Below are 2,670 nucleotides of genomic sequence, written 5' to 3'. Positions count from 1 at the left end.
GGAAACGCACGCGTGAGCACTCCCAGAGCGATGCGATCCGAAAACCGATCACCCTGAACTTCCTTCAACTGGCCGGGCCTTGGCACACCAACTCAACGAGCCAGCACCAGCAAAGTCACCGGTATTGGGTCTAGACCGTAGCCGGAGCGCTGTTACCGTCTCCCGGACACAACTCCGGGAGAGGGACAGCACTGTGAGCCTTACGGGCAGCGGACAGCGGGCGTACATCGGGTCGTTCACCTCGGCGGGCGGGCGCGGGATCACTACCGCGGCCGTCGACCCGGACAGCGGCGCGCTCACCGTCCTGCACACGAGCGACGCGGTGGCCGACCCCTCGTACCTGCTGGTCGCCGGCCCGGCCGCCGCGGGCGGACCGCTGCTGCACACGGTCAGCGAGGTCGCCGCCGGCGGCGTCGCGACGCTCTCCCTCGCCGACCCGGACCGGCCGGCGCTGGTCGGCGCGGTCGCGCCCGTGGACGGCCGCGCGCCGACGCATCTCGCCCGCGTCGCGGGTCATCTGCTCACCGCCAACTACAGCTCCGGGAGCGTGTCCGTGCTGCCGCTGCGCGCCGACGGCACGCCCGCCGCGCCGAGCGCGGTGCTGCGGCACGAAGGCGGCGGCCCGCACCCGGACCGGCAGAAGGGGCCGCACGCCCACGCCGTGCTGCCCGACCCGTCGGGGCGCTGGGTGCTCAGCGTGGACCTGGGCACCGACTCGGTACGGGTGTGCGCGCTCGACGCGGAGTCCGGCGCGCTGCGTGTGCACCACGAGACGCGGCTGCGGCCGGGCAGCGGCCCGCGCCATCTCGCCTTCCACCCGCGCGGCGACCGCGCCTACGTCATCAACGAGCTGGACTCGACCGTCACCGCTTGCCGCTGGGACGCCGCCGCGGGGATGCTGGAGCCGATCGGCGAGAGCCGGGTGCTGCCCGAGGAGGCGGAGAGCACGGAGGCCCCCAACCACCCCTCGGAGCTGGTGCTGTCGCGCGACGGCCGCTTCGTCTGGGTCGCCAACCGGGGGCACGACAGCATCGCCGTGCTCGCGCTCGATCCGTCGGGCGACGGCATGGAACTCGTCACCACGGTCGACTGCGGCGGGCGCGGGCCCCGCGATCTGACGCTCGACCCGGCGGGCCGCCGTCTCTACGCGGCCAATGAACGCTCCGGCGACGTCACATGGTTCGACCTCGACGAGCGGACGGGCGTCCCGCGCCGTGCCGGCTCGATCGAGGCGCCGGCGGTCTCCTGCGTCGCCTTCGGCTGACCGCGCGCGGGCTGTCGCGGGAGGCTGTGCGGGCCGGGCCTCGGGGGACGGCCCGGCGGCCGAACGCCGGACCGCAGGACGGCCCCCGGGGGCCGGACACGCCGCCCCGCGACGCGATGAGGGCCTGTTCGTGGTGCAGGGCCCCGCACCACGAACAGGCCCTCATTCCGCATCGGCCGAACGCCGACTACCGTACGAACGCGCTTTCCGGGGTCTGCTGGACGATGCCCAGCGCCGCCGCGTAGTTGGACAGCGCCAGCTTGCCGATCGCCGGGTACGGGCCCAGCGCCTCGGCGGCGTCGCAGCCCGCCTCGGCGGCAGCCGCCGCGAGCAGGCCGTCGGCGACCTCCGGTCCGATCAGGTAGGGGGCGAGCGCGAGCTGGGTGGAGCCGGAGCCGCGCAACTGCTCGGCCGCGCGGGCGATGGCGCCTTCCTCGTCGAGCGCGGCGGCCAGCACCGGAACGGCCAGCCGGGCGGCGAGCAGCATCCCGGTGATCCCGGCGGCCTGCACGGCTTCCTCGCCGCCGACCGTCGCCAGGATGATGCCGTCGGCGGCCGTTGCGACTGTGAACAGACGTGCCCGGTCGGCCCGCGCCAGGCCGGCCTCGGAGAGCCGGACGTGCAGGGCTTCGGCGAGCAGCGGGTGCGGCCCGAGGACGTCGGTCAGTTCGGCGCTGGAGCCGCTGTTCATGACGGCATGACGTATCCGGCGGAGCAGTGCGGTGTCCGGTCCCGCCAGCAGCGGTACGACCACGGCTGCCGGGCCGTCGAGCTCACGCGCGACGGGGGGCTTCTCGTCCGCCCCGGCGCCCTCGGCCGGGGCCAGCGGCGCGGTCCGCTCCGCCGCGGCGTGCACGAGCACGGCCTCCAGCGTCGGGAACTCCGCACTGTCCCCGTCGACGTAGCCGATCCGGGCGTCGAGCCCGGGGAGCTCGGAGCGGGCGATGCTGAGGGCTTCTTCCGCCAGGCTGCGGGTGGCTGCCGAGGGGGTTCCCGGCACGGCCAGGACCAGCGCGGGAGCGCCCTCCGGGGCGGCTACGGGCTCCGGTCGGCGGTGCCGTCCGGACTGACGGGGACGCGGCATTCGTACGGGCAGGCCGGATGCGGGCCCTGTGGGGGAACTCATGGCGTCGCATGCTAATGCCTCCGGGCGGATAGGTGCTCGGGAGGGTGCGGCTGGGTGGTATCCGTCCCGGTTTATCCGGGGCGTTTCTCCTTCACCCTGACTGCTTCCGACCGTTACGTGCTGTTCCTCGACGGAATATGCAAAATCCCCGGATCGGCCGGAAGGCGCAGCTCATCGGCGGCGAGCGCCTCGGCGATACGCAGCGCGCCGGCGAGCGGATCGCCGGCCGTTTCGACGGTGCGCGCGTGCGGCAGCCGCTCGGCGAGTTCGGAGCGCAGCG

Annotated in this window: 2 protein-coding genes; one reads left to right on the top strand and one right to left on the bottom strand. The window is 74.3% G+C overall.

From position 1 onward, the window contains the following. The first annotated feature begins 193 nt into the window (after positions 1-193). Positions 194-1,264 (top strand): lactonase family protein, encoded by a 1,071-nt coding sequence (locus QMK28_RS33740; RefSeq protein ID WP_326443507.1) that lies wholly within the window; start codon positions 194-196, stop codon positions 1,262-1,264. Between the two features lie 187 nt (positions 1,265-1,451). Here the strand turns inward: QMK28_RS33740 and QMK28_RS33735 are convergent, their stop codons facing one another. Further along, positions 1,452-2,390: a sirohydrochlorin chelatase gene (locus tag QMK28_RS33735; protein ID WP_326443506.1), complete on the bottom strand. Its 939-nt coding sequence runs from the start codon at positions 2,388-2,390 to the stop codon at positions 1,452-1,454. Positions 2,391-2,670 lie beyond the last annotated feature (280 nt).

It is taken from the genome of Streptomyces sp. H27-D2 (assembly GCF_035828615.1).
In the GTDB taxonomy this organism is placed as follows: Bacteria; Actinomycetota; Actinomycetes; order Streptomycetales; family Streptomycetaceae; genus Streptomyces.
This window is presented reverse-complemented; position numbering and strand designations above follow the sequence as displayed.

Bases quoted from the DNA above. Each gene is read 5' to 3' on its own strand.
- QMK28_RS33735 (WP_326443506.1), bottom strand. From the start codon at position 2,390: ATGAGTTCCCCCACAGGGCCCGCATCCGGCCTGCCCGTACGAATGCCG.